Raw genomic sequence first — 25,762 nt, forward strand, 5'->3', positions numbered from 1 at the left:
TTTAGAGCTTTGGTTGAGCGTTTTTGCGGCCAGGGCCTAGTTTTCCTGTTGCGCAGCGGCGGCTCGCTGTGCCCTGATTTCCGCTACCTGCTGCTTGCGGGTATTGAAACCCATGCGCCACGGGGCGGCTAGACCTGACTCGGGGGCATGCGGGTTATCACGCCAAGATTTGCCCTCGTTGTAGGCCTGCGCGCCCTCACGGTATGCGGCGGACTGCTCAGTAAAGGTTGGATACGGCTGTTCGTCAGCCTGCCTGGCCTGCGCACCGACCGATTTCATTCTCGCGCGCAGTTCCTTGATTTTGTTCTTCGCCCTTTCGTCATGCTGTTCCTGCTGCTCTGCGATCTCAGCAATTGCCTGTTGCTCGGTGATGGGGTCGAACGAGGCTTGTCCTGCCTGGTCGTAGGCTTCCTTAGCGCGCGGAGTGCGCTCCCAATCACGCAAAGACGGATTGTAAACGCACCAGTCTTCCTGACCGTCATCTTTGTAGATACTGCCGCTGTGATCCCAATACCTTGTCATGCGTTTACCCTCCTGAGTGTTTTTCATGGGTTTGACTACGCCGTTAGGTACAGGGAACCCGAAGGCGACAGAATCTACACTAACCTCTCCGCAGCTTCCGCCAGACCCAATCAACGATTACGAAGCCAACGAGAGTCACACCAAACAGTGGTGCAACCACCGAGTAGGCAATCAGCAATGCCACAACAGCCGCCGCAACACCCGGGCGAATGTCCCGCCAACGCGTCGGCGCCGGGAGCCTGCCAGGACGGCCACCTCGACCGCGTCCAAACCACATCGCGTACCCGCGCACAATCATCGCCAACAGAGCGACACCGATTAGTGCCAGGACCAGCTGATTCACCCACCCGAACAGGATGCCCATGTGCGCGTTAATCAGCCATTCAGTCAGCTTCGCCGGCAGCGGCCAGTCCGCAAAATGAATCCGATCGACCATCGCTCCGGTCGAACCGTCAACGGTGACGGTCTCAATGCCCATCCGCCATTCCTCGCGGGCTTCCTTGGCCATCCACACCGTGCCAGCCTCCGGTGGTGTCAGTTCGACTTTCCCGGACAGGCCCTCGGCACGTGCGAGGTTCATAACACTATCTGCCTCTGACCAGTCATAATTCGCTGGTGCAGTCGCAGTCATGGCTGGTTTCGGTGCGTACCAGTCCATCGTCTCGCGCAGCTTTGCGATGCCCGTTCCAGCCACCCACGACCACGTCAGGCCGGTGACGGTCAGGAACAAAAGTCCAACGCTGATCGCCACACCAACATTCGCGTGACGACGCATATGATGCGCCCTCTTACTTGTTCCCTGTGTCCGCTTGCGACGCGAGCGGTCCCACCAGAGCCAGAGGCCGCCGATAGCCAAGGCCCCCATCCAGGATGCGGCCGTCTCGGAGTAGAGGCGACCAAAATCGTTATCAATCCAGAGCCTGCGGTGCCCTTCCGAAATCCAGGCTCGCAGCGGCAGCGCCGCCGAGGAACCGTACTGCGCCAGGTCGCCCTTGATGCTCAAGTCACCTGGGTCGACAAACACCGCATGTCGGTAGGACTCCGACTTCAGCTGTTCGTCATTGAACATCACTCGTGTTGTCTGCCCCGGCTTTTCCGGGACCTGCACCGCGGTCACCGGCAGGTCTGGGTGCACGCGCTGCGCGACTTCAACCTGCTTTTCCAGTGGTTGTGCGGGAAGACTTGATGTTGCAGTTAGTTCTTCGTGGTAAACCACCTTTTCTATGCTCGGAGCGAGGGCATACGCCACGCCTGTGATAGCTGCAATAACAAGTAGTGGCGCAACGAGGATGCCTGCAACGACATGGATTCGGTGCAGTAATGCTCGTGGCCCACCATTTTTCTGTGTCTGTGCGACGGGGTTTGCGGCTGGAGTTCCAGCGGCATCGCCTGTGGCTAGTGAAGTCATGTCCTATTAGTCGTACGAACTGCCCCAGTTGTTCCCCAGCAAGCTCACTTTTATTACTTCTAGGGGTAACCATTTGGCCACGCGCCCCGTTGAAGGCTGCCGGTGTACGAATGCCCGTCGTAAAGCACGCGTACCCTCGAACACATGGCTTATCCAGACGTGTACCACGCCAATGACAACCGCTATGAAACGATGCCCTACAACCGCTCCGGCAACACTGGCCTGAAACTTCCGGCCATTACGCTGGGACTTTGGCATAACTTTGGTGATGACCGGCCGCTCGAGACACAGCGTGAGATTCTGCGCACCGCCTTCGACCACGGCGTCACGCACTTCGACCTCGCCAACAATTACGGCCCACCGCAGGGTTCCGCGGAGGAAAACTTCGGCCGCATCATGGCCAAGGACTTCGCGCCCTACCGCGATGAAATGATCATTTCCTCCAAGGCCGGCTGGTACATGCAGGATGGCCCCTACGGCTTCGGCGGCTCGCGGAAATACCTTGTGGCCAGCTGCGATGCCTCACTGAAGCGCATGGGCCTGGATTATGTGGACATTTTCTACCACCACCGCCCCGACCCGGAGACGCCTATCGAGGAAACCGTCGCCGCCCTCGACTTCCTCGTCCGGTCCGGCCGCGCGCTCTACGTCGGCGTGAGCTCCTACTCCCCCGAGCTCACGCGCCGCGCGCAGAAAATCGCCCGTGAGCTGGGAACTCCACTGACCATTCACCAGCCGAGCTACTCCATGTTCAACCGTTGGATCGAGGACGAATTGCTGGAGACCTGCGCCGCCGAAGGCATGGGCGTCATCGCCTTTTCCGCGCTTGCGCAGGGTCTTCTCACCGACCGCTACTTGGATGGCGTGCCGGAGTCCTCGCGTCTCGGGGCGCACAAGATGAGCTCGGGGTTCCTCAACGACGACACGCTCACCGCCATCCGCGAGCTCAACGCCATTGCTTCACGACGAGGCCAGTCCCTGGCACAAATGGCCATCTCGTGGGTTCTCCGCCGTGACGAAGTAACCTCGGCCCTGATCGGTGCATCGTCGGTGGAGCAGCTGAAGAACAGCCTCGGCGCCCTGGAGGCTGCGCCGTTTAGCGACGAAGAACTCGCGGAGATCGACAAGTGGGCCGTTGACCGTGGGATTAACCAGTGGCAGGGCGCTACGGAGTCTGTGTAAAAGGGCGTCTATGCAGTTGGCGCATCAAGCGCCGGCAGCACATACTCAATTAGCTCATCAATCTGCTCCTCCGCATCTCGCTTGGAGGTGCGGAAGTTGATGCTGACGTGGTTGATGCCGAGCTGTCGCTGGGATTGCAGCAGTTCAATGAGCTTGTTGCGGCCAAGTCGGTACCCGAAGTGGCCGCCCTGCGCGGGCGCGTCGGGGTCTTCATAGAGGTCAATCCACAGTGATTCCAGGAAGGGTTTGAAGACACCCTCACCGCACTCCTGGGCCACCGCCTCCTGCCAGTTAGCGATATTTTTCTTCTGCATCTCCAGGCCTTTGTGGTACATGAACCACCCGTCGGCATGAGCGGCTTTCCACTCCAGGCTCTGCTGGCATGAGCCGGTGGCCAACAGCGGAACTCGGCGTGCCAGCGGCTTGGGCACCACATCGGATCCGCCCATCTTTCCTTCGGACCACCGGATAGGCCGGTAACTAGTGCTCATGGCCTTTTCATAGACCTCGATATGCTCGCGGAAACGCTCACCGCGCTTGCCTTTGTCCTGATTAAAGGCAGGGAACTCCTCGGGTCGGTCGCCGGTGGCAACGCCAAAGAGGAAACGGCCGTCGGAAAGCCTGTCCAGCGTGGCAGCGCGCTTAGCCATCACCAACGGATGCTGGAAGGGAACGACGACTGCGCCGGTGCCGAGCGCTATGTCGGTGGTGTGTGCGACGATGTAACTGAGGTACATCCAAGGGTCGTAGACCTGGCCGACGTCGCCAAATGTTTCCACGCGCAGCGGGATGTCACGTGCCCACACCGCCGCGATGCCTGCGCGTTCGGCTTTCTGGATTAGTCGAATCTGGTTGCTCAGCGCGTCCTTGGGTTCTGCTTCGGCATCCTGCTCGATGGGCAGACTGAGCCCCACAGTTAGCCTGCCCGGCGCGAATGTGCGCTGGTAACCGGGCAGTTCATCGATGGGCTTGTCCGAAAGATCAAACAGCGAGCTCATGCTGCTCAACGGTAGTACAGCTGACGTCGCGAAAACTGCGGAATTTTTAGTTTTGCTCAGTGTATTATCGGTGAATGGACTCCACGACTAGTAACTTCCTCACCACGAATCACCACTCGGGCAAGACAGCGATTGCCTACTCGCTACACCAGCACCGAGGTTCCAACCTCCCGGTATTGGTGCTGATTCATGGTGTGTGCCATTCTCGGTATGCCTGGGATGACGTAATTGCGCACCTAGTCAACGATTTCCGCGTCATCACTGTGGATCTTCCTGGACATGGTGAATCGGGGCGGCCGACAATCGAAACCTCCACCAGCGAGGACATGGGCAAGCGCATGCTGGCCGAACTGCGCGCTTTCTTGGATGAGCTATCCGCCACGCTTCCCGACGCCGATACAAAACCACATATCGCAGGAAACTCTCTGGGCGGTTACTTCGCCCTTGAACTTGCACGTCAGGGATATGCTGCATCGGCGGTGGCTTTTAACCCCGCTGGCTTTTTCCACGGCAAACTCGATCAGATCCGCACCGCCAGCCAATTCCTCATTTTGTATGGCACCGCCAAGGTACTTCGGAAGCTACTTCCGACGATGGCAAAAACAAAAGTGGGCCGGACAGCGATGTTCGGAATGTTTTCCGCACGCCCCTGGAAATTGTCGCCCGAGCAGGTCAGCCGGGATGCCGCGGGGCTGCTCAAAAACAATATCTTCCTGTCCGCGCTCGACACTACGTTCTCTTTTTCCGCCGACACTGGCCAGGCAGCTCAGACTTGCTATTGGGGCACCACGGACCTGACTCTCATTCGAGGCTGGAAGCGTCACTACGACGTGCTCCCCAATGCTGAGCTCCACCTACTACCCAAGCTCGGCCATGTGCCCATGGTTGATGATGCTAGGCAAGTCGCGGCTGCCATTTTGGCCAGTGCACGGCCGAGACTGTAGCTAACGACTGAGCACATAGGCTTCATCGTCGAACTTCCTGGTCTTGGCTCTAAACAGCCATGTCCAGCTCGGCCATACGGCAGGGGCATTGCCGTGGGCGTCGCGATACCAGGAACCGCAGCCGGTAATCCAAACTGTTGTCTTCACTCGCTCCCGCACCCAGTCATTCCATTTATTAAATGCCTGCTCGCGGACTTCCGCGACGTTCACCCCAGCACGTTTTTTGGCTTTAAGCATTTCGACGAAGTACTTCACCTGCGACTCGATCATGTAGATCATGGACGAATGCCCCAGCCCCGTGGCGGGACCCATGATTATTGTCATGTTCGGAAAACCAGGCACAGTGGCACCTTTGTAGGCACTCATGCCCTCACGCTGCCATTTGGTAGCTAGGGACTGTCCACTTCCGTCGTGTATCAGGTCGAACGCCGGAGAGTCCGTCACGTGGAATCCGGTGCAAATAATCAATACGTCAATCGCTCGTTCAGTGCCGTCGACGGTGGTAATCGAATGCGAACCAACCTTGTCGATCGGACTCGTTACAAGCTCCACATTCTCCCGAGCAATTGCGGGGAAATACGTATTCGAAATCAGCATCCGCTTGCAACCGATGGTGAATTTCGGTGTGAGCTTCTCACGCAACTCGGGATCTTTCACCTGCATGCGAAGCAGTCCCTGCGACGCAAGCTTAATTGGCGCCATGAAGCGGCTATCCCGTGTTAACCCAGGAATCTGAAGCTCGCGGAAAAACCAATCTTGAGCCCGCACGACTCGGCGTAGCCCTGGGATTTTACGAAGCGCAGTGCGTTCAATACTGGTGTAATTCCGATCCAGGCGGGGAATCACATAGGGCGCAGTGCGCTGATACACATCAAGATGGCCAACAACAGATGCAATCTTGGGAATGATCTGAATCGCCGAGGCCCCAGTGCCGATAACGGCAACTCGCTTATCGCGGAGGTCAACCTCGTGATTCCAGCGCGAGGAGTGGAAGAGCTCTCCCGAAAAAGTCTCAATACCCTGGATGTCAGGCATACGCGGCTCACATAGAGCGCCCACTCCCAGCACCAGCTCTTTGGCCGCCCATGTTGTTCGGGCACCAGAATCGATGTCTTCGGTTACTACTACCCAGCGGGCAGCGTCGTCGTCCCAGCGGGCATCAACCATCTCAGTTTTAAAGTGGGCACTGCTGTATAGCCCGTAATTCCTCGCAACCTCGCGCTGATACTGATAAATCTCGGGCTGCGTGCCAAAGCTGCGGGACCAGTCGAAGTCCTGAGCAAAAGAAAGTGAATACAAATGGCTTGGAACATCGCAAGCAGCTCCTGGGTAGGAGTTATCCCGCCACGTTCCACCGAAATCATGACCGCGGTCAATGATGTGGAAGTCGTTAATACCCTCTTTTTGCAGAGCAACAGCCGTTGCCATTCCGGAGAAGCCGCCGCCAATAATCAACACATTCGTTTGTTTATCGAAAGTATCCATGGGGCAAGCTTAGTCACTGCCACAGAATCACCCAACCGAACCGCCGCAGCACTCGTCGTTAAGCTGGAAACATGCTTGAGGATGTCATCATCGTCGGTGGCGGCCAAGCTGCCCTCGCTACCGCCTATTACTTGCACAAACACGGCATTGACCCGCTCATTCTGGACAATCAGCCCGCTCCCGGCGGCTCCTGGCACAATACCTGGCCCTCACTGACGCTCTTTTCCACCCCGGGCTTTTCCAACCTTCCGGGCATTCGTATGCCCGATTATGACGGTTTCCCGCCCGCTTCCCACGTGATTGACTACCTCAGCTCCTACGAAAACCGCTACGAACTGCGCGTTCAGCGCCCGGTCACCGTCACGCACGTCTCCCACGACGGCATCTTCCACCTCACCAGCGATGCCGGTGACTTCGAATCCCGCCAGCTCATCGCCGCCACCGGCAACCGTCCCTTCGTCCCGTATTACCCCGGCACGACCACCGCGAAACAGTGGCATTCGGCCAACTACCCAGGTCCCGAGCCATTCGAAGGCTCCCGCGTTGCCGTTGTCGGCGCGGCGAACTCCGGCGCACAAATAGCCTCTGAACTGGTACTTTCTAACATCGACACCACCTGGTTCACCCGCCACGAACCACGCTGGATGCCCGACGACGTCGACGGCCGCGTCCTATTCAAACGCTACCGCCAGGACGCCACCGACAGCATCGGCGACATCGTCGTCCTACCGCCCGTCCGCAAAGCCCGCGACTCCGGCGCACTCACCTGGACACCCATGTTTTCTTCGCTTGACGACGTCCACGCGGACCACCTCATCTGGTGCACCGGTTTCCGCCCAGCGCTCGGCCCTTTCCGCAGCGTCAACTCTGACCTCCTCGAATTCGTCGGCTACGGCGACTGGGTTGGCCCCGGTGCCGCCACGATCATGGGTGTTGGCCCCTTCGCTAAGCGCGCGGCCGAGCGGGTGGCTGCCCGCCTGTCAGCATGACCTGCATCAACAGCATGTCCAACCAGTGCCCGTTCTTCGTACCCACCTGCGGCAGCAGTCCAACGCGCTGAAAGCCATACTTTTTGTGCAGCGCAATCGACCCCTCGTTGCTGCCTTCAATCGCCGCAACCAGAACGTGCTTTCCCGCCTCCCGAGCAGCATCGATGGTCGCGCTTAACAGTGCGCCGCCAATTCCCCGGCCCTGAAAGTTCGGATGCACGTAGATGGAGTTTTCCACCGTGTACTGAAACCCGTCGAAGTCACGGAAATCGCTAAAAGTGGCATACCCAGCGACTTCGTCGTCAAGCGTGGCGACGAAAACCGGGTAGCCCTTGTCCCAGTGCGCCTCCATCCATGCGATGCGATTCTCCGCGCTGACAGTGTCATCGTTCCAGATGGCGACGGTATTAATCACGGCTTCGTTGTAGATCTCCGCGATTGCTGCGGCGTCCTCCCGCTTTGCGTGCCGGATGATCATGGTTTTGCCCCCATTGTCTGCGCTGTTTCTGTGCTGTTTCTGTGCTGTTTTCTACAGCTCCGCTTTTATGAAAGCGAGATTACCAAGCTTCCATTTTCGAACGGGTGTTTTATTTGCATTTTTGGGACAGCACCTAGCGCGCGCCCTGCAAATGACCAGTTAAACGGCGCTTTTATGGCCAACCCTCCACCTTCGAAAACTCCTCAAAATTCTCTTTCATTTCTCTTTACAAGCCAGAAAAGCGCCTGTACGATAACAAGTAAGTTCGAAAGAAAACCGACAACCATTGGAGCACCAGGGGGATCCAATGAAGTCCGAACAAGTACCCGAACCATATTGGGCTCATGAGAATTCTGAAGATGAGCTCTCAGCACTCGCGCGGGCTACCAACCGCGCCCAACTTGAGTTAATTGAAGCCTGCTGCCCTGCAGGTGATGATGACGTTGAAAACCATGCCGCTCGGATCAGCGTTCGGCTGGGAATCACTCGCAGTGAGGCACTGCGTATCTGTGACATTGGCCTATTGCTGGAGAAAATGTCTCAGTTGGCGGAGTATGCCCGAGAAAGCTGCGCATTATCTATGCGGCAACTCGGCATCATTGCACATGGCGTGGTCGGCATCGAGCCTGATCAAATACCCGATGCAGAGAAGAAAATTCTGGCATTGGTTACGCCACGGAAGCGTCGTCAAGCAATGATTGGCCCTCGCACGCTTACCACCAAAATTGGTGATATTGCTGCGGATTTGGATGACCGCGCTCGTGCCGACGGCACAATTCCCACCATCACCGATACGGAATCGGTGACTCTGGTGGAACGTCCCGACAGCTACTCCCAAATCATTCTCACACTGCGGCCGGACCGCGCCTATTTTGCCATGTGCGCAATTGAAACGGTCTTCCGCGCGAATGAAGAAATGACGCAGGCAGATGCATTTGTGGAACTGATCCACCAGCGCACCAATGCGGAAGTTGTGCTCAATGTATTCCGCGAGCCCCAAAGTGATGACGCCTGGCTGGACGGTGCCGGCTGGCTCGGCGCGCTGGTCACAGAAGAGTGGATGCAAAAGGTGACACATGCCCGCTTCTCAGCAGACAGCGCCACCAATGGTTACCGCCCAACCCCAGCGCAGGTCGCCCGCGTCCACGGTCGTGACGGCACGTGTCGCTTCCCCGGCTGCGAAGTCCCAGCGTACAAGTGCGATATTGACCATATCGCGCCGTACAACCAGGAAGACCCCGAAGCCGGTGGTCCCACCGACACGCAGAATCTGCACTGCCTATGCAGGAAGCACCACAACCTGAAAACCCACAAGCTCTGGGATATCACCGCTTATGAGGACGGCTCAGAGGTGTGGTCCTCTGCCGACGGTGTTACCGCGGCGACCGTCCCGGCCGGGCCATTAGCCGGGTTCGGGCGACAGACTTTTGACAAGCGCGCTACTCAGAAGACGAAAGCACGCCATGACCACTACATGAAGTGGTGGCTGTCATTCGCGGCCGTGCCAGATCTGGTCTTTGATGATGGGGAGGATTAACCCAGCGGGCCACCGCAGTTCGGCCATGCGCCAGCACCCTGGGAGGCAAGCACGCGCTCGCCAATCTCAATCTGCTGCTCCTTGGTGGCCTGGTCAGCCGTCGGGGCGTACTGGTCACCGCCGTGGCCGCTCCAGGTCTGCTGCGAGAACTGCAGTCCGCCGTAGTAGCCGTTACCGGTATTGGTCTGCCAATTTCCGCCGGACTCACATGCCGCAACCTGATCCCAGGCGCTAACTGATGCAGCGTTAGCGGCCGCGGTCGGGGCAGCAATCATGCCTGCTGCCACAGCGGCGGATGCGATGAACTTACCGGAAAAACGCATAAAAAGAGAACACTCCTAAAGGGTTGACTTTTCTCTTGGCCGACCAACCTACGCGCACCCTCCCCCGCCCTGTCAACCCGTATCCTGGAAAGCATGTCCGTGGCAGATGTCGTCCGCAAGACCGAGAGAAGAATCAACGCACTGGCCGCCAAGCGTTCCAAAAACGCTGGTTGGGAACCGGAAATCATCGGATTCACCGGGTACGGAAATGCAGAGCGCGTTCGCGTATTCGGCCGTGTCGTCCTGAAGAATCCGGCCAAAAAACGAGACGAAGAACGAAACACAAAACGCGGGTTTTGGCAGTTCCTCACCGTCGAACTCGCAGACTTTCCGGTCACCATCACAGCCGGCAATCGCACGGTGGAAACCACCACGGATAGCAACGGCTATATCGAAGTACTAATCAGAAACCACGGCCTCGAACCCGGCTGGCACGAAATCAAGATCAACGACACTCCCGCAGAGGTCCTCATCCTCTCCCCGGAGACCAAATACGGCATCGTCTCCGATATTGATGACACCGTTTTGGTCACTATGCTGCCGCGCGCCCTCATCGCCGCCTACAACTCCTGGGTCAAAGAGACAGATGAGCGCAAGGCCGTCGCTGGCTTCAGCGAGTTCTATGCGCAACTTCGTCGTCGTTACGCGAGCAAAATCGACGAGGACACGGGCGTCCCCGTCATCTACCTTTCCACCGGAGCGTGGAACACCTTCAGCACACTAAAAAGATTCCTACACCGCAACAACCTGCCGAAGGGTCCGCTGCTGCTCACCGACTGGGGGCCAACGCCCACCAGCCTGTTCCGCTCCGGCAAGGAACACAAGAAGGTACGGCTGCGGGACCTGTTTATTGATTTCTCCGAGATCAACTGGATCCTCGTCGGCGATGATGGCCAGTACGACCCGCTCATCTACGGCACTGCAGCGGCGGAGCATCCGGACAAGGTCGCGGCCATCGCAATCCGCAACCTCACTCCCAGCGAGCACGTGCTCTCCCACGGCACGGCAGTGCCAATTGAAAAGCTGGAGAACAAGGAGGTCCCGTTCATCGAGGGCGCAGACGGCTTTGAACTGCTCAAACAGATCGACCAGCTGCCGCAACCATGATCTACCTCCGCCATGCCCGTATTCACGATGATGCCGAGCTCCCGGCGTACGTCGTAAAGCTCGCGCTGCCCTTCCCCATGACCTTCACCACGCCGATTACCATCTTGACCGGCGAAAACGGCAAGGGAAAGTCGACGGTGCTGGAGGCGTTGGCATCGGCGATGGGGGTCGATACAGACGGCGGCTCGCGATACAAGACGCAAGAGCGCACCTCCCCGGTCCCACTGGCGCTGACCAGGCGCAATCCCCCGGACACGTTCTTCTTTCGCGGGGACGCGCACCTGAACCTCGCGCGCTATTACGAGTCGCTTGGGCTGCTACCAGGTGGCAGAGAAATGGCCGACCTCACCCAGATGAGCCACGGCCAGTCCATCATGGCGCTGGCCGAACGTCGCTTCAGCGCCGAATCACTGATCTTCCTCGACGAACCCGAAGCCGGCCTGTCGGTACTGCGCCAACTGGAACTCCTCGGCCGCCTCGGCGCGCTCGCGGAAGCCGGCGCACAAATTATCATGGCAACGCATTCCCCCATCCTGCTCGCCGCACCGGAAGCAACAATCATTTCGCTTGACGACGCCGACACCACCTACTTCGAAGAAACCCTCGCGGTACGGGCGACCAGGGACTTCCTAGCCGATCCCGTCGGCATCGCGGACTACATGGTGGAGCGTTTTACTTCGGATTCTTAAGCCCCAGCGCTGCCACGACACCCACGGCCGACAGCGCCACCGGCAACCACATCGCGTCACTCATGGCGGTGGTGAAGTCGCCACGGTTGCTGCTGAGCGCCGCCGCCATGACGGTGGCAATCAGTGCGCTACCCAGCACACTGCCAATCTGGCGGATGGTGTTGTACACACCGGAGGCGGCACCGGCGAGGGACGGGTCGATGTTGCGGGTGGCAGCCGTCGACAGCGTGCCCCAAATAAACGCGTTTGCCACACCGAATGCGGCGCCCGGCAGCAGCAGCCACAGCACGGAGAGGTCCTCGTGGATGAGGTAGTGGAACCCGAGCATGCCCACCAGCGAGGACCCAAAACCGATCAGCGCGAACTCGCGGAACTTCAGTCGGTCCAGCATTCGCCCAGTCCATGGCGCCATGACACCGGAAATGAGCGCCTGCGGCACGAGCAGTAGTGAGGCTTGGATGGTCGATAGGTCGCGAGCATTCTGGGCGAAGAGGATGATCGGGAAACCAACCGCGACCACCAGCGCACCCATCACTGCGATCGCCAGTGAGGAGATGGTGAAGTTCCGATCCTTTAAAAGGGACAGCGGCATCAGCGGTTCGGCCGTCGTCTTGCTCTCCCACAGGGTGAACAGGCCAAGAAACACCACACCAGAGGCAATCAGCGCCCAGATCCAACCGGACCAACCGGCACTCTCTCCCTCCTGGATGCCGAAGACCAGCAGGAACATACCAATGGCGCTGAGTACAACACCGAGATAATCAATCTTGTTGCGGTGTGTCTCAAAGGTCGGCAGGAAGCGGAACGCAAAGACGAGTCCGATCAGCCCAATCGGCACATTAATGAGGAAAATCCAGCGCCAACTCAGCAGCTCAATCAACACGCCACCGGCCAGCGGCCCAGTCAGCGAGGCAATTCCGGCCGCCGCTCCCCATAGCCCCATCGCCGCGCCGCGGTGCGCCGGCGGGAACATCTGCGTAATCAGCGCCATCGTCTGCGGCGTCAACAGCGCGGCCCCCAGTCCCTGCACCACGCGGGCAATTATCAACATGCTTAACGACGGCGCCAATCCACACGCCAGCGACGCCAACACGAAGATAACCAGGCCCGCTACATAGGTGTGTTTGACTCCCCAGAGGTCACCGAGCCTGCCAGTAATGAGCAACGGCACGGCATAGGCCAGCAGATAACCACTGGTCACCCACATGACCTGGTTGAGCTCACCGCCCAGTTCATGCTGGATGGTGTTGATACCAACGGTGACAATGGTGGCGTCGACCAGGATCATGAAGAATCCGAGCAACACGGTCCATAGCGCTGGCCACGCCTTTTTGGGATCAAACTGAGTATTCAAATCTGTAGCCACTCGGAGTCATGTTAGTTGATGGCACGGCTGCTAGCTGATGGCACAGTAAAATCCAGACCATGGCTGTTCAGCATATGACCGATGAAACCATCGCCGAGTTCTTCGCCGATCACCTCTCGCGGGTAGATGATGACACGCAGCGCGCAGTTGCCCTCGAGGTGTTGGAATGGGTTCACGAAAAGTACCCGGAACTCGGCGTTCGCATTGCTTGGAATCAGCCGATGTTCACGCTCGATGGCACTTTTATCATCGGTTTCTCCTACGCCAAGAAACACATGGCGATCGCTCCGGAGCGTGCTGGCATTGTGAAGTTCTCCGACGAGTTCGATGTCCGCGGCCTCTCCTACGGAAAAATGATGGTCCGTTTCCCCTGGCCAAAGGACGGCAAAGCCGAGTCCATGCCGCTGGACCTGCTGGCCAAGATGATTGAGTTCAACATCGAGGACAAGCGCGGGATGACCAAGTTTTGGCGATAGGTCGGGGTCGATTACCAGCCCTGGAAGCTACCAAGCACTTAATGAGCATTCCTTTCCTCAGCGAGATCGCGCAGGAATGTGTCTTTGTCGTCGCAGTAAATCTCAATCGAGGAAACCATCATTGGTCCCTTGTAAAGATCTTCTGCCACGACCTGCGAATCGACTACTAACCTGACGTTCACTTCACTCAAAACAGGCACCCTGAGATTGCCGTGCTCGTCAATTGCTACGTCCCCTCCTTCACCTGCCGTTACGGAGCTCGCATGACGTAAGTGTGACCACGGAATTTCACAAATAAGCCTTCGCCCATTTCGCAGTACGAGTCCTTGCGGTGTTATTAGATGGGGATGGTCCCGAACAGTTACGTAAAATCCAGATAAAAGAACTACGGCATAAACACTAATTACCAGCAATAAATATCGCCAAAATGCATTAGAAATAGCAAAATGCACTATGCTTATTTCTGCAACGCTCAGCGCCAGTATCATAAAAACAACAGTTCGAAGGTTTCTATGTACAGTGAAGGATCTGACTTCACTGTCGACATTTCTCTGAGGCTTAAAAAAGGTGAAAGCAGCTAGCAGCGAACCAACTTCCGAAACGAGTAACGCTAGTATTTTTCGAGGTACGCCAAATTTCTTTGACGTCTCGGACAGCGAAGCAGCCCATGACCTGCCATTTCTGAGATAGTCCTGCCACATACCTCCAAACAGTAAGAGAAAAGCCGCAACCACCACGGCAAGTGGTAACAGGAATACCCAACCCGGCAAACCAGATACCACATTCATAAGAAGGAAAAGAACTCCTTCAAAAATAATTGTGGCACCCAGCATTGCTCTAAATACAATTTTCATGTTTGCCTTCCGACTATGAATTGGCAGGTTTTCCTCGGAAGAAGATTCCTCACCATGCAAGCTCTCTCTTAATACTTCTTACACATTCTTGAGTTGCTTTTTCACGATATGAACAGGTACCAAATGACCATCAAAATATGGCGGTGAGCCAAGTTCATGACTGAACACCGCCATATCAATGTCCCAGACGGGGACGCGCACCGCACTACAGCCAGCTAAGAGACGGAGGCCGGCTGCCCCCATGCGCATCTCAAAACTATTCAAGTTTTCTTCTACTTTCAATACAAAATCAGTTTTAAGGTTCATAATCTCTTCTCGCGAGCTGGCTGCAATGCTAGATGTCCGACGCATCCGGCGACTTGTGGCCACGCTATTCACCTATCGATGCGCTGCAGCGTGGCCACAAGTGAATAGCGCATCGACAAGTGAGAGGGCTGGCCCACAGCGTGCGCATAAGTGGCGAAAAATCGTCGATAAGTCCCCGAAACCTGGCCATAAGTGCCGGACAGGGTTAAAGGACAAGCCAACAACCTGCCTTGCTTCAACCCGAGGCCACCTACATCGCTAAATCCACCAGGGCATCCTCATCAATAATGGCCGTCCACCTTCTGCCCGAATCGATGATGCCCTCGCGCTTCCACTTACTCATCACCCGCGAGACCGACTCCGGCGTGGAATCAGCAAGACCGGCGATATCCGCCCTGGTCAGCGGCACATCCAGCACTAAGCGGGGTCCTTCACGGCGGCCCACTTTTTTCGCAAGATGCAGCAACGCCCGCGCAACGCGCTGAGGTACAGGCTCCACCGACTTCGAATTCGCGTGAGCTAGGCGCGCGGCGACGTCGTCAAGCACGCGCAGCGCGATGGGCGGATACGTCGTCAGCACCGAACGGAATTCGTCGGGACCGATCGTGAGCAGGCACGTGTCCACCAGCGCTTCGGCCGATTCCAGGTGATACGGCTCGCCGAGAGACCCCAGCGCACCGAACAACTCGCCGGAGACCACGATGTCGCTGATCCACTCCGCCCCATCGGCACCACTGCGCGTCAGCTTCACGCGCCCCACCGCCACAACATAGAGCGCATCGGCAGGCTCACCGGCGGTATAGATGCGCTCGCCAGCCGAATAACTCATCGTCCGCATCTGCTTATCGACGTCATCGAGCACATCCTCACCGAGACCAGTGAAGTACGAAGCGTGCGACAGCGCCGCCATTCGCACTGGTCGCGGGCATCGATGCGGCAGTTCAACGATGCGCAGCGGAGTTCTTTTCGACATATTTCAACTTTATTTCCGTTAATTGACGGCCGTCATGTTACTTCCTGCAAATCCTTCATACCTTAAGAGTCACAAAGGCAAAGTCACACGGACAAAGCCCAGCTCACAGGAAGGAAATACCATGACCACCCACTCCACTTTCCGCGCCGAAGGTTTCAGCTGCCCGTCCTGCGTTAAGAAGATCGAAAACCAGGTTGGTGCCATGAACGGTGTCGACAGCGTCGAGGTGAAGTTCGCCTCCAGCCGCATTGAGGTTGATCATGCGGACTCGGTAAGCCGCGACGACATCATCGCTGAAATTGGCAAGGCCGGTTACAAGGCCACTTACTCCGCCTTCTAACTGACCCACCTAAACCAACTGACTACCTGACAAGGAAATTGAATGTTCAAACGTGTGGCAGTCTCGGGCGTCACTATTGCACTAGCGCTCGTGCTTGAACATGCCACTAACGCAAGTGCAATGTACTCCGACGGGTTGATGATTGTTGCCGCAATCATCGCCGGTCTGCCAATCCTCATCAGTGCGATTCGTGCTCTGAAGGTCAAGAATATTTCGATCGACCTGCTGGTTTCTATCGCCGCCATCGGTGCGATCTTTGTAGGAAACTACTGGGAGGCCGCAGCAGTGACCTTCCTGTTCGCCCTCGGTCACGCGCTGGAAACCCGCACGATGAACAAAACTCGGGCAGCGCTGTCCGAGCTGATTGAGGTCGCCCCCGAGACCGCCACCGTTATCCGCGACGGCCAACAGGTCGAAGTGGATCCGGGGCAGGTACAGCCAGAAGAAATTGTCGTCGTGAAGCCCGGCGCGACGGTGCCCGTTGACGGTGTCGTGCGAACAGGCGTGGCGACCATCAACGAAGCGTCCATCACCGGTGAATCCATCCCGGCGGAAAAGGGCGAGGGCGACCAGGTCTACGCCGGTACGGTGTCGACCTCGGGCGCGATTCACGTAGAAGCAACAGGCATTGGCTCCGATACAACCCTTGCGCGGATCATTCGCCGTGTTGAGGATGCCCAAGATGCCAAGGCCAAGGCGCAGACGTTCCTCGAGCGTTTCAGTACCTGGTACACGCCGGCAATCATCGTGTTGGCACTGGTCACTGGCCTGATTACACGTGATGTCACGCTGGCGCTGACGCTGCTTGTCGTCGGCTGCCCAGGCGCACTGGTGATCTCGATTCCGGTGGCTATCGTCGCCGGTATCGGCCGCGGCGCCCGCTCCGGCCTGCTGATTAAGGGCGGCGAATACCTCGAGACCGCCGCGCGCATCGATGCCGTGGCACTGGATAAAACCGGCACATTGACCTCAGGCACGCCACAACTTGTCGATGTCCTCGTCCCCGCCACCGTCCCCAGCACCTCCAAGGACGAAGTGCTGCGTCTCGCCGCGGCAATCGAGACCTACTCCGAACACCCGCTGGCCGGCCCCATCGTCGAGTTCGCCGATGGCACCCCCGCCACCGATGTCGAACCGATCACCGGCCGCGGCATCGTCGGCACCGTCGAAGGCAAGCGCGTCGCCGTGGGCAATCGTTCATTGCTTAACGACGACCACTTGCTCGACATCGCAGCGGAACAGGAGCAGCTCGGCCGCACGGCCATGTTCGTCACGGTCGATGGCCGTGGAGTCGGTGTCATCTCGGTGGCGGACTCAATCCGCGAAGATGCCAAGGAGATGGTTGACGAGCTCCACGCCGCTGGTATGAAGAAGGTTGTCATGCTCACTGGTGACGCGCAGCGAGTCGCCGAAGCTGTCGCCCGCGAGGTCGGCATTGATGAGGTCCACGCCGGCCTACTGCCGGAGGACAAGCAAACGGTGATTGAAAAGCTGCAGGCAGAGGGCTACACAGTCGGCATGGTTGGCGATGGTGTCAACGATGCCCCGGCTCTGGCGACGGCCAATACCGGTATCGCCATGGGTGCGGCTGGTACGAGCGTGGCCATTGAAACGGCCGACATTGCGCTGATGCGTGATGACATGCTCGCACTGCCCCAGGCCATTCGCCTGGCCAAGAAAACCGTGCGCATCATGCGCCAGAACATTGTGGTCTCACTGCTGACAGTGGTCGCCCTGATGTCGGGCATCTTCGCCGGTGATGTCACCATGGCGATCGGCATGCTGGTCCACGAAGCCTCGGTGCTGCTGGTGATTGTCAACGCCATGCGCCTGCTGCGGGCTTAGGTTGCGTTAGGTCGCGTTTGGGCGGGTTACGCAGCCAATGGAGCCAACGGGGTTAACGGAGCCGCGCCGTTCCAGCGCTCTGCCCACGCATCCGACGACTTATGGCCACGCTATTCACCTATCGATGCGCTACAGCGTGTCCACAAGTGAATAGCGCATCGACAAGTGAGAGAGCCTGGCCCACAGCGTGGGCATAAGTGCCGAAAAAACATCGATAAGTCAGGAGAATCCATCGACAAGTCCCCGAAACCTGGCCATAAGTGCCGGACAGGGTTAAAGGAGGGTTAAAGGACAAGCCAACAATCTGCCTCTGCTTCAACCCAAGCCCCACTCCAACCGCCACCGCAAACAAAAAATCCTCGGAAGCTTTTACACTTCCGAGGATCTTCGCTGTGGGCGAAGGGGGACTTGAACCCCCACGTCCGTAAAGGACACTGGCACCTGAAGCCAGCGCGTCTGCCATTCCGCCACTCGCCCGTGGGAACGAATAGAACTATAACACCCCGCGCTAATACACCACCAAATCCCCAGGCCAGCGCACGTTTTTCACCACTTTTCAGCACTTAGCAATAGCAACTTCCTCCACAACCGTCGTCACTATTTGATAAACCTCAGCAGTTCCTAGCCCTTAACTGAAGGTGTAGGGCTCTATACTGTTTCTTAAGTATCGATAATTTTTGTGCACATTTTTTTCACGTAACCCGCCGCGGTTTGGCGGGAGAAGGCGAATTTCTTTAGTCAGATGGATTTCCTAGGACGCATCCGCAAGCTCGATAGCTCGCTTCAGCGCGGGCTCGATAACAGCTTTGCGCGCGTGTTCGGCGGCAAGGTTGTCCCGAATGAGTTAGAAGAATGCCTGAAGCAGGAAATTGAAGACTTCCTGATGCAGGACGCCAACGGTCAGTACTTGGCACCCAATGATTTCCGCATTGGCATCAGCGCTGCCGACTACAAGAACCTCTCTGCGTCCGAGCCCAACCTGCCGAATCAGTTGGCTGACCGCATGACACGCTACTGCCGTAACAACGGCTGGGGCTTCACCGGTTCCATTAGCGTCCACCTGCAGGCAGTGGAGTCTCTCCACACCGGCCAGTTGAAGACGGCCAGCACTTTCACCGAGGACACCGTGGGCACCTCGGAGTTCGTCCCATTCGACGACAGTGCAGATGATGCCAACACTGACGCAGCCCCGTCGCAAAGCGATGATGAACCCCAAGCTGCAGAGACCTCTGCCGCCTACCACCCGCAGCCGGAAGCTGAGCAGTTCCCCACCGCTTCCCGCCCCATCCCCACGGTCGACCCAGAGGCTGCAACTGAGCTGAGCAGCGCGGCCGTGGGTGAAGACCAGTCCCAGGAAAAGACCGTCACCCTGCTGTTGCAGGACGGCTCCTCGCGCGTATTTGAGGTGCGCCATGGTTCGAACATCATCGGCCGCGGCACCGCTTCCGACTTCCGCCTCCCGGATACTGGTGTTTCCCGCCAGCATGCCGAGATCACGTGGGATGGCCAGGACGCTGTGCTCGTCGATTTGCATTCGACCAACGGCACCATTGTCAATGGCGAACCCATTGAGAACTGGCTGCTGGCCGACGGCGACGAAATCTCGCTGGGACATTCTGTTCTCGAAGTTCAGATTCGCTAGTTAAATCCGCTGATTCAGATCCGCTAAGTAGTGAGGTTCACCAGGTTCACATGCCACTGCCCTAGGTTTGCCGACACATTCCTGGAATAATTACGTCCGTGTGTTCGGTTTGCGGACCCACCAGCTCTACATAAGGAGGTTCCTCGGACGTGGAAGCTATCGTTTTTCTGCTTTCGCGCATCGGCGTGCTGGTCGTCCTGTGGTTTTTCATTTGGATGACGCTTCGCACCCTGCGTACAGAAACAACAGGCTCGGCTCCGCTGCGCCCACTTCGGCAGGCCAGCAGTGCTCCGGCCAAGCGTTTCCAGCGCTCGCAGACTCCACATCAGCTCCTTGTCACCTCCGGGCCGCTGGCGGGTTCGCGCATGAACCTAAACAACCAACGCGACATCACTATTGGCCGTTCAGAGTCGAATGCCTTCGTCCTCAACGATGACTTCGCCTCGGGCCAGCACGCTCGCGTCATCAACCGCGACGGCATCTGGTACCTGGAGGATCTGGACTCCCGCAATGGCACATTCCTCAATGGCCAGCGCGTGGAACAGCCGGAACGCCTGGCTTCGGGTATGGAATTTCGTATTGGCCGTACAACTTTGAGGTTGCAACCATGAGTCTTGCTCTGAATTACACGGCCCGCTCTGACCGCGGCCTCATCCGACAGAACAACGAGGACTCCGCCTATGCGGGTTCGCGTCTGCTCGCGCTTGCCGACGGCATGGGTGGCCACGCCGCCGGAGAAATCGCATCTCAGCTGATGATTGCGGCCGTCTCTCGGCTGGACAATGATCAGCCCGGCCCCGATTTGCTCGAGTCTCTGCGCAGCGCCTGCATGGAGGGCAATAACTCCATTGCTGATGAAATTGAGCAGAACCCCTCTACGCAAGGCATGGGCACTACGCTGACTGCTCTGCTTTTCGACGGCACCCGCCTGGGCATGTGCCATGTCGGTGACTCGCGTGGCTATCTGCTGCGCGACGGGGAGCTCATCCGCATTACCAGGGATGACACCTATGTGCAGTCGCTGGTGGATGAGGGCAATCTCACCGAAGAAGAAGCGGCAATTCACCCTCAGCGCTCACTGATTTTGAAGGCTCTCACTGGTCGCCCGGTGGAGCCTACTTTGTCTTATCGCGATGTTCACGAGGGCGATCGCTACTTGCTGTGCTCGGATGGCCTATCCGATCCAGTGTCCGCGGACACCATCAAGGATGTGCTCTCGGAGGGCACTCCGGACGAGGCCGCTACCAAGCTCATTGACTACGCATTGAAGTCCGGTGGTCCGGATAACATCACCGTGGTGGTTGCCGATGTTGTCGATTCGTCGGCACGCACGCCTTACGAGCCCGCCCTGGCCGGTGCCCTACAGAGTGCGGAGGAGGAACTCCCCCGCCCCAATACGTCAGCGGGACGCGCGGCGGCACTCCGCCCGCGGAAGTCGCAGGAAATTGCCGTGACTTCGGCGCCGGAGAAGAAAGCTTCCAAGGGCAAGTGGCTAGTTATTTCTGTGGTGCTGGTGCTGGTGGCCGGGTTGGTCGGCCTTGGTATTTGGGGCTGGCAGAAGAAGGAGTCGATGTACCATCTCGCGGTGGTCGACGGGCAGGTGCAGCTGATGCACGGCGTGCCCGGTAGTTTGCTGGGCTTCGATCTGCAAGAGCCACATCAGTTCATCTGTTTGACCGATGACAACAAAGTTCAGCTTCCTCCGGCTGGGACGCCGAAGGAGAAGGTCGACTGCCACATCATGACGCCGGAAGATCTCTCGCCGGCGGCACGCAATTCGCTGGAAGGTCTGCCGGCTGATTCCTACGACGGTGTCAGCGACCAGATTGGGCGTTTGGCGGAGTCGGCACTGCCGGTATGTCTGTCCGTTTCCGACGATGACAAGGATGCCACTTCCGCCGACAAGAAGGATGAAAAGCTGGGCTCGAAGCCAGGAGTCAACTGTAGGCAGGTGCGAAAATGAGTGAAACTACCACGAAGCGACAGCTTCGGATGAAGGAAATGCTCCTGCTGCTGCTGTCGGCAGGATTGTTGCTTTTGGCACTAATTTCGCTGGAACTGGCTCAGGGCAACTCTCTGACCGCCGATGTCTTTTACATCATTGGCGGATTCTTTGTGATCTTTGCAGTGGCGCATATCGCGCTGACCTTTGTGGCGCCCAACGCCGATCAGGTGATGCTGCCGGTTGCAGCCACGCTCAATGCCTTGGGGCTGGTGATGATTCACCGCCTCGACCTGGCCAACGACACCTCGTTGGTGCGCAATCAGATCATGTGGACCGTACTCAGTGTCGCACTGTTTATCGGCGTGATCGTCCTGCTGCGCAACCATCACTCGCTGTCGCAGTACTCGTATCTGCTGGGTCTCGGCGGCTTAATTCTGTTGGCGCTACCGCTGGTGTGGCCGTCGTCGATTAATGCTGATGCCCGCATCTGGATTTCCATCGGCCCGTTCTCCATGCAGCCGGGTGAGTTTGCCAAGGTCATGCTGCTGATCTTCTTCGCACAGCTGCTAGTGAATAAGCGCTCGCTGTTCAATGTGGCGGGCAAGCGTTTCCTGGGCATTGATTTCCCGCGTGTTCGCGACCTGGGTCCGATTCTGTTGATCTGGGGCATCGCTACCGTCATCATGGCTCTGCAGAATGACTTTGGCCCGGCGCTGGTTCTCTTCGGCACTGTGCTGGCAATGCTCTACGCTGCCACCGGTCGTGGTTCCTGGCTGATCATCGGCATGGTGCTGGTGACCGTCGGCGTTGTCGGTGTCTACATGGTTTCGGACAAGATTCAGGCACGAGTCACTCACTTCCTGGATCCGTTGGGTTCCTACGACGAGGGTGGCTACCAGCTCTCCCAGGGCCTATTTGGCATGAGCTGGGGTGGCATCGGTGGCACCGGTCTGGGCCAGGGCTACCCACAAAACATTCCGGTGGCACACTCTGACTTCATCCTCTCGGCCTTTGGTGAGGAGCTCGGTTTTACCGGCCTGAGTGCCATCATCCTGCTGTTCGCGATTCTGATTTCCCGCGGTATTTCGGCGAGCTTGGCAGTACGTGATTCCTTTGGCAAGCTGCTGGCGGCCGGTGTCGCATTCTCGATGGCCATTCAGCTGTTCGTGGTTGCAGCCGGTGTTTCCAAGCTGATGCCGCTGACCGGTCTGACTACGCCGTTCATGTCAGCCGGTGGTTCCTCACTGCTGGCCAGCTACATCATGTTGGCCATCGTGCTGCGCGTCTCTGACGAGGCCAACCGCCCCTGGGGCATTCCAAGCACCCCTTCGGGCCTCAACGACAATGCCAACGCATCTCAGGAGGTGAACCAGTAGATGAATAAAACCATTCGCCAAATCTTTGTTGTCGTTCTCGGACTCTTCGTTCTTCTACTGGCGAACCTGACCTACATCCAGGGCTTCCAGCAGGATAAGTACGCCCACAATCCGCTGAATAGCCGTCAGTTCCTGGAGGAAAAGTCCAAACCTCGCGGCCAAATCACCACTGACGGCGACATTCTGGCCCACTCGGTCAAGGGCGAGAGCGGCTTCTATGACCGCAGCTACGACACCGACCCGGAGGCATATGCCGCGGTGGTCGGATACTTGTCGGACATCTACGGCTCGGCCGGTATCGAACGCTCTCAGAACGAGATCTTGAACGGCAGCGACCCTTCGCTGTTTACCTCCCGCGCCCTCGACATGGTCACGGGCAAGGAACCCTCCGGGGCCTCCACGGAGCTGACGCTGTTGCCGAACGCTCAGCGGACTGCGTACCAACAACTCGCTGAACGCGGCTACGTCGGCTCCGCCGTCGCCATTCGCCCATCGACGGGTGAAATTCTCGCGATGGCCTCCACACCGTCGTTCAACCCGAATGACATCGCGGCCGGCGACGAGAGTACCTGGCAGTCCCTCAATAACAATGAGGGCGCACCGCTGCTCAACCACGCCACTCAGCGTCCGCTGCCGCCGGGTTCCACTTTCAAGGTGTTGACCACGGTCACGGCACTGGAGCAAGGCGCCTCCCCGGACACCTCGGTCACTGGCGCACCGCAGATTACGCTGCCGGATACCACCACCACGTTGGAGAACTACGGTGGCTCGACCTGTGGTGGGGCTACTACGACTCTCCGCCAGGCCTTCGCGCAGTCCTGTAATACGGCATTCGCGGAGCTCGGTATGCAGTACGGGGCCGATGCGCTCAAGGACGTCGCTAAGCGATTCGGCATCGGTGAGACCCACGATGACGCGGGCCTGCCGATTCAGCCCTCCACCGTCGGTGATATTCCGGATCAGTCCTCGCTGGGGCAGACCTCCATTGGTCAGCGCGACGTGTCCTTCACGCCGCTGGACAACGCCATCATCGCCGCCACGATTGCCAACGGCGGCGTGCGCATGGAACCCCAAATCATCAAATCGGTGCGCGGTGCCGACCTCTCCGAAATCAAGTCCTTCAAGCCGATTGAAGCCGGCGAGGCGATTTCGCCGGAGGTCGCGGAGACCGTAACTGAGCTGATGCGCGGCTCCGAGTCACACTCGGGCGGTAACGGTTCGCGTATTGCCTCCAAAACCGGTACCGCCGAACACGGTGCTGTCCGCGGCGAGTACGCACCGCACGTTTGGTACATCGCCTTCGCGCCGGACTCCGATGTCGCCGTGGCTGTCGTCGTGGAAAACGGTGGCGGCCAGGGCCAGGGCGCTACCGGCGCCTCCGTTGCTGCCCCGATTGGCCGTGCGCTCATTAACGCGGTCGAACAGGCGGGTCGATAAGCATGGATGCCCACCAAGTTCAAGACATCGTTGGCGATCGATATCACGTTCGCCGTCTGCTCGGCCGTGGCGGCATGTCCACCGTCTGGCTTGCCGACGACGCCACCAGCGGCGAACTGGTTGCAATCAAACTTCTGAACCAGGAGTACTCGGACAACTACGAGTTCCGGCAGCGCTTCCAGAACGAAGCCGCCGCTGCGCGCAGCGTCAACAGCCCAAACGTGGTGAAGATTGTCACCTACGAGGAAGGCGATATCGGCAGCCACGGCGCGTGTTACATCGTCATGGAGTACATCCGCGGTGAATCCCTGTCGCAGGTGCTGCAGCGACGTCGCACCCTGCCGGAGCACCTGATGCTCGATGTACTGGAGCAGACTGCGCACGGCCTGTCGGCAATTCACGCTGCGAACCTCGTCCACCGCGATATCAAGCCGGGCAACCTGCTGGTGACGCCGGAGGGCACCGTGAAGATTACCGACTTTGGCATTGCCAAAGCCGCTGAAGCGGTGCCTCTGACGCGTACCGGCATGGTCGTCGGCACCGCGCAGTATGTCTCACCGGAGCAGGCGCAGGGCAAACAGGTGAGCCCGGCGACTGACATCTACTCGCTTGGCTGTGTCGCCTACGAAATGGTAGCCGGCGCCCGCCCCTTCCAGGGCGACTCCACCGTCGCGGTTGCCGTGGCACACATCAACGAGGCACCGCCTGCGTTGGCACCGACGGTCAATCCGCATATCCGCGAACTTATCGGCATCATGCTGCGCAAGGATCCGCAGCGTCGCTATGCCGATGGCCGTGAGCTGGCACAGGCTGTTTTGCGAGTGCGCGCGGGGCACCGCCCACCGCAGCCGCGTGGTGTGACCCCAACGGTGCACCGTCAATCCAACGCTGCCAACCCGGCGACCACCGAACTCGGTGCCATGACGCGACCGCCCATGCCGGTGTCGCAGCCACAGCAGCAACCGCAGCGGCCACCGCAGCAACCCGCCCGACAGCGTAAGCCAGCAAAGAAGCGCAGTGGCTGCGGTTGTGGCTGCGGCAGCATTGTGCTGTTGGTGCTGCTAGTGTTGCTGGCCGGTGCTATCGCAGTCGTCTATTCGCTGTCGACTACCGGTTCACTGCCAACCATTCCGAACTTGGAGCAGTACATTCCGAACCAGTCACAGCAGCAAACCACAGAGGAAAACACCGACCCCAACGACGGTTCTGGTTACGGTTGGTCGGGAGACAATTCCGGTAACTGGGGAAATAACGACGGCGGCAACTCCGGGGAAAACTACGGCGGCAACAATGACGGTGCCTCTGACAGCTCCACTGAGCAGGACACCAGCGAGACCGCTCCGGATACGTCCGAACCGACTCAGGATTCGGGCAACGACAGTGGCGACAACAGTGGCGACGACTCCAGTGGCGGTGGTCTACCCGGTATTCAATTGCCCTTGGGAAATGACTCCGGTAATACCTTGGGGACTCCAGATGCACAGTAATATTCAGGTACAAGATGTTTTGGTGGAAATCCTTCCGAAGGGACTGACGAACA

At 58.3% G+C, this 25,762-nt stretch carries 25 protein-coding genes and 1 tRNA gene; 15 read left to right on the top strand and 11 right to left on the bottom strand.

Annotation, left to right across the window (positions count from 1 at the left end; translation table 11 throughout):
- Positions 1 to 36 precede the first annotated feature (36 nt).
- Both NQ014_RS05890 and NQ014_RS05895 read right to left on the bottom strand, forming a co-directional pair.
- Positions 37 to 522 (bottom strand): hypothetical protein, encoded by a 486-nt coding sequence (locus NQ014_RS05890; protein WP_257074240.1) that lies wholly within the window; start codon positions 520 to 522, stop codon positions 37 to 39.
- A gap of 79 nt (positions 523 to 601) precedes the next feature.
- Positions 602 to 1,930 (bottom strand): PepSY domain-containing protein, encoded by a 1,329-nt coding sequence (locus NQ014_RS05895; protein WP_257074241.1) that lies wholly within the window; start codon positions 1,928 to 1,930, stop codon positions 602 to 604.
- 144 nt (positions 1,931 to 2,074) lie between these two features.
- Between NQ014_RS05895 and mgrA the strand changes: the two genes are divergently transcribed.
- Positions 2,075 to 3,112 carry an L-glyceraldehyde 3-phosphate reductase gene (mgrA, locus tag NQ014_RS05900; RefSeq protein ID WP_257074242.1) on the top strand — a complete coding sequence of 346 codons (1,038 nt, stop codon included), beginning with the start codon at positions 2,075 to 2,077 and terminating at the stop codon, positions 3,110 to 3,112.
- Positions 3,113 to 3,120: 8 nt separating this feature from the next.
- Here the strand turns inward: mgrA and NQ014_RS05905 are convergent, their stop codons facing one another.
- Positions 3,121 to 4,110, bottom strand: coding sequence for an LLM class oxidoreductase (locus tag NQ014_RS05905; RefSeq protein ID WP_257074244.1), 990 nt, complete (start codon positions 4,108 to 4,110; stop codon positions 3,121 to 3,123).
- Positions 4,111 to 4,184: 74 nt separating this feature from the next.
- Between NQ014_RS05905 and NQ014_RS05910 the strand changes: the two genes are divergently transcribed.
- Entirely contained in the window at positions 4,185 to 5,054 is an 870-nt protein-coding gene (locus tag NQ014_RS05910) for an alpha/beta fold hydrolase (protein WP_257074245.1), read from the top strand.
- Here the strand turns inward: NQ014_RS05910 and NQ014_RS05915 are convergent, their stop codons facing one another.
- Complete coding sequence (locus NQ014_RS05915; protein WP_257074246.1) at positions 5,055 to 6,539, bottom strand: NAD(P)/FAD-dependent oxidoreductase; 1,485 nt, start codon at positions 6,537 to 6,539, stop codon at positions 5,055 to 5,057.
- A gap of 71 nt (positions 6,540 to 6,610) precedes the next feature.
- On the opposite strand from NQ014_RS05915, the gene NQ014_RS05920 reads away from it, so the two are divergent.
- Entirely contained in the window at positions 6,611 to 7,528 is a 918-nt protein-coding gene (locus NQ014_RS05920; RefSeq protein WP_257074247.1) for an NAD(P)/FAD-dependent oxidoreductase, read from the top strand.
- Here NQ014_RS05920 and NQ014_RS05925 read toward each other — a convergent pair.
- A complete protein-coding gene (locus tag NQ014_RS05925) occupies positions 7,485 to 8,006 on the bottom strand; it encodes a GNAT family N-acetyltransferase (protein WP_257074248.1) in 522 nt (173 codons plus the stop codon). The two genes, NQ014_RS05920 and NQ014_RS05925, sit on opposite strands and share 44 nt — an antisense overlap.
- A gap of 307 nt (positions 8,007 to 8,313) precedes the next feature.
- On the opposite strand from NQ014_RS05925, the gene NQ014_RS05930 reads away from it, so the two are divergent.
- The gene (locus tag NQ014_RS05930; protein WP_257074249.1) at positions 8,314 to 9,543 is read left to right on the top strand and encodes an HNH endonuclease signature motif containing protein; all 1,230 of its coding nucleotides are present in this window, start codon (positions 8,314 to 8,316) and stop codon (positions 9,541 to 9,543) included.
- On the opposite strand, the gene NQ014_RS05935 is transcribed toward NQ014_RS05930, so the two are convergent.
- The gene (locus NQ014_RS05935; RefSeq protein ID WP_005511827.1) at positions 9,540 to 9,866 is read right to left on the bottom strand and encodes a transglycosylase family protein; all 327 of its coding nucleotides are present in this window, start codon (positions 9,864 to 9,866) and stop codon (positions 9,540 to 9,542) included. The two genes, NQ014_RS05930 and NQ014_RS05935, sit on opposite strands and share 4 nt — an antisense overlap.
- Before the next feature lie 93 nt (positions 9,867 to 9,959).
- On the opposite strand from NQ014_RS05935, the gene NQ014_RS05940 reads away from it, so the two are divergent.
- Both NQ014_RS05940 and NQ014_RS05945 read left to right on the top strand, forming a co-directional pair.
- The gene (locus tag NQ014_RS05940; protein WP_257074251.1) at positions 9,960 to 10,973 is read left to right on the top strand and encodes an App1 family protein; all 1,014 of its coding nucleotides are present in this window, start codon (positions 9,960 to 9,962) and stop codon (positions 10,971 to 10,973) included.
- The gene (locus tag NQ014_RS05945; protein WP_257074252.1) at positions 10,970 to 11,662 is read left to right on the top strand and encodes an AAA family ATPase; all 693 of its coding nucleotides are present in this window, start codon (positions 10,970 to 10,972) and stop codon (positions 11,660 to 11,662) included. The genes NQ014_RS05940 and NQ014_RS05945 overlap by 4 nt, the downstream gene beginning before the upstream one ends.
- Here the strand turns inward: NQ014_RS05945 and NQ014_RS05950 are convergent.
- Positions 11,646 to 13,028: a DHA2 family efflux MFS transporter permease subunit gene (locus NQ014_RS05950; protein WP_257074253.1), complete on the bottom strand. Its 1,383-nt coding sequence runs from the start codon at positions 13,026 to 13,028 to the stop codon at positions 11,646 to 11,648. The two genes, NQ014_RS05945 and NQ014_RS05950, sit on opposite strands and share 17 nt — an antisense overlap.
- 59 nt (positions 13,029 to 13,087) lie before the next feature.
- Here NQ014_RS05950 and NQ014_RS05955 point away from each other — a divergent pair, with 59 nt between their 5' ends.
- The gene (locus NQ014_RS05955; protein WP_257074255.1) at positions 13,088 to 13,504 is read left to right on the top strand and encodes an iron chaperone; all 417 of its coding nucleotides are present in this window, start codon (positions 13,088 to 13,090) and stop codon (positions 13,502 to 13,504) included.
- A gap of 38 nt (positions 13,505 to 13,542) precedes the next feature.
- Here NQ014_RS05955 and NQ014_RS05960 read toward each other — a convergent pair whose 3' ends face one another.
- The 3 genes from NQ014_RS05960 to NQ014_RS05970 form a co-directional block, all read right to left on the bottom strand.
- Positions 13,543 to 14,358 (bottom strand): hypothetical protein, encoded by an 816-nt coding sequence (locus tag NQ014_RS05960; protein WP_257074258.1) that lies wholly within the window; start codon positions 14,356 to 14,358, stop codon positions 13,543 to 13,545.
- A 78-nt stretch (positions 14,359 to 14,436) separates the two neighbouring features.
- A complete protein-coding gene (locus NQ014_RS05965; protein WP_257074259.1) occupies positions 14,437 to 14,727 on the bottom strand; it encodes a hypothetical protein in 291 nt (96 codons plus the stop codon).
- Positions 14,728 to 14,914: 187 nt separating this feature from the next.
- Positions 14,915 to 15,637, bottom strand: a complete 723-nt coding sequence (locus tag NQ014_RS05970; protein ID WP_257074260.1) for a Crp/Fnr family transcriptional regulator — start codon at positions 15,635 to 15,637, stop codon at positions 14,915 to 14,917.
- 121 nt (positions 15,638 to 15,758) lie between these two features.
- Here NQ014_RS05970 and NQ014_RS05975 point away from each other — a divergent pair, with 121 nt between their 5' ends.
- Together NQ014_RS05975 and NQ014_RS05980 are read left to right on the top strand one after the other, a co-directional pair.
- Entirely contained in the window at positions 15,759 to 15,977 is a 219-nt protein-coding gene (locus NQ014_RS05975; protein WP_049189850.1) for a heavy-metal-associated domain-containing protein, read from the top strand.
- A 42-nt stretch (positions 15,978 to 16,019) separates the two neighbouring features.
- Entirely contained in the window at positions 16,020 to 17,822 is a 1,803-nt protein-coding gene (locus NQ014_RS05980) for a cation-translocating P-type ATPase (RefSeq protein WP_257074262.1), read from the top strand.
- Between the two features lie 393 nt (positions 17,823 to 18,215).
- On the opposite strand, the gene NQ014_RS05985 is transcribed toward NQ014_RS05980, so the two are convergent.
- Positions 18,216 to 18,299, bottom strand: a tRNA-Leu gene (locus tag NQ014_RS05985).
- Positions 18,300 to 18,564: 265 nt separating this feature from the next.
- Here NQ014_RS05985 and NQ014_RS05990 point away from each other — a divergent pair.
- From NQ014_RS05990 to NQ014_RS06015, 6 genes are all read left to right on the top strand, one after another.
- Positions 18,565 to 19,464, top strand: coding sequence for a DUF3662 and FHA domain-containing protein (locus NQ014_RS05990; RefSeq protein WP_257074263.1), 900 nt, complete (start codon positions 18,565 to 18,567; stop codon positions 19,462 to 19,464).
- 149 nt (positions 19,465 to 19,613) lie between these two features.
- A complete protein-coding gene (locus NQ014_RS05995; RefSeq protein WP_016421758.1) occupies positions 19,614 to 20,075 on the top strand; it encodes an FHA domain-containing protein in 462 nt (153 codons plus the stop codon).
- Complete coding sequence (locus NQ014_RS06000) at positions 20,072 to 21,427, top strand: PP2C family serine/threonine-protein phosphatase (protein WP_257074264.1); 1,356 nt, start codon at positions 20,072 to 20,074, stop codon at positions 21,425 to 21,427. Before NQ014_RS05995 ends, NQ014_RS06000 begins: the two co-directional genes overlap by 4 nt.
- Complete coding sequence (locus NQ014_RS06005; protein ID WP_256886812.1) at positions 21,424 to 22,785, top strand: FtsW/RodA/SpoVE family cell cycle protein; 1,362 nt, start codon at positions 21,424 to 21,426, stop codon at positions 22,783 to 22,785. The genes NQ014_RS06000 and NQ014_RS06005 overlap by 4 nt, the downstream gene beginning before the upstream one ends.
- Positions 22,786 to 24,222: a penicillin-binding transpeptidase domain-containing protein gene (locus tag NQ014_RS06010; protein WP_257074265.1), complete on the top strand. Its 1,437-nt coding sequence runs from the start codon at positions 22,786 to 22,788 to the stop codon at positions 24,220 to 24,222.
- Positions 24,223 to 24,224: 2 nt separating this feature from the next.
- Positions 24,225 to 25,709 (top strand): serine/threonine-protein kinase, encoded by a 1,485-nt coding sequence (locus tag NQ014_RS06015; protein ID WP_257074267.1) that lies wholly within the window; start codon positions 24,225 to 24,227, stop codon positions 25,707 to 25,709.
- Positions 25,710 to 25,762 lie beyond the last annotated feature (53 nt).

It is taken from the genome of Corynebacterium sp. 5QC2CO, from assembly GCF_024580435.1.
Taxonomy (GTDB): domain Bacteria; phylum Actinomycetota; class Actinomycetes; order Mycobacteriales; family Mycobacteriaceae; genus Corynebacterium; species Corynebacterium jeikeium_D.